We start from the raw sequence: 1,369 nt of genomic DNA, 5'->3' as shown, positions 1-1,369 counted from the left end.
TTTTCCTCAGTCGCCGGCCCCAGTGAACTCGCCTGAAAGGGTGGGGTGATGGGTGGCTGGTCGTTGTTTGAGAACTGCACAGTGGACGCGAGCATCTGTGGCCAAGTTTTTAAGGGCGCACGGTGGATGCCTTGGCACCAGGAACCGATGAAGGACGTGGGAGGCCACGATAGTCCCCGGGGAGTCGTCAACCAGGCTTTGATCCGGGGGTTTCCGAATGGGGAAACCCGGCAGTCGTCATGGGCTGTCACCCTTGCCTGAACACATAGGGCAAGTGGAGGGAACGCGGGGAAGTGAAACATCTCAGTACCCGCAGGAAGAGAAAACAACCGTGATTCCGGGAGTAGTGGCGAGCGAAACCGGATGAGGCCAAACCGTATGCGTGTGAGACCCGGCAGGGGTTGCGTATACGGGGTTGTGGGATCTCTCTTTCACAGTCTGCCGGCTGTGAGACGAGTCAGAAACCGTTGATGTAGGCGAAGGACATGCGAAAGGTCCGGCGTAGAGGGTAAGACCCCCGTAGTCGAAACGTCAGCGGCTCGTTTGAGAGACACCCAAGTAGCACGGGGCCCGAGAAATCCCGTGTGAATCTGGCGGGACCACCCGCTAAGCCTAAATATTCCCTGGTGACCGATAGCGGATAGTACCGTGAGGGAATGGTGAAAAGTACCGCGGGAGCGGAGTGAAATAGTACCTGAAACCGTGTGCCTACAAGCCGTGGGAGCGTCGGATATGTGCTTGCACATATCTCGTGACTGCGTGCCTTTTGAAGAATGAGCCTGCGAGTTTGCGGTGTGTTGCGAGGTTAACCCGGGTGGGGAAGCCGTAGCGAAAGCGAGTCCGAATAGGGCGTTTCAGTAGCACGCTCAAGACCCGAAGCGGAGTGATCTAGCCATGGGCAGGTTGAAGCGGAGGTAAGACTTCGTGGAGGACCGAACCCACCAGGGTTGAAAACCTGGGGGATGACCTGTGGTTAGGGGTGAAAGGCCAATCAAACTCCGTGATAGCTGGTTCTCCCCGAAATGCATTTAGGTGCAGCGTCGTGTGTTTCTTGCCGGAGGTAGAGCACTGGATAGGCGATGGGCCCTACCGGGTTACTGACCTTAGCCAAACTCCGAATGCCGGTAAGTGAGAGCGCGGCAGTGAGACTGTGGGGGATAAGCTCCATGGTCGAGAGGGAAACAGCCCAGAGCATCGACTAAGGCCCCTAAGCGTACGCTAAGTGGGAAAGGATGTGGAGTCGCAGAGACAACCAGGAGGTTGGCTTAGAAGCAGCCACCCTTGAAAGAGTGCGTAATAGCTCACTGGTCTAGTGATTCCGCGCCGACAATGTAGCGGGGCTCAAGCGTACCGCCGAAGTCGTGTCATT

The 1,369-nt window shown here is 56.9% G+C and carries 1 rRNA gene; it reads left to right on the top strand.

The features are described 5' to 3' along the window. Positions 1 to 99 precede the first annotated feature (99 nt). Positions 100 to 1,369: ribosomal RNA gene (locus ACZ58V_RS41470) — 23S ribosomal RNA — on the top strand; the annotation flags it as partial.

This window comes from Streptomyces sp. NPDC040589 (assembly GCF_055594445.1).
The sequence above is the reverse complement of the archived record's forward strand: the minus strand, read 5'-3'. Positions and strand labels throughout refer to the sequence as shown.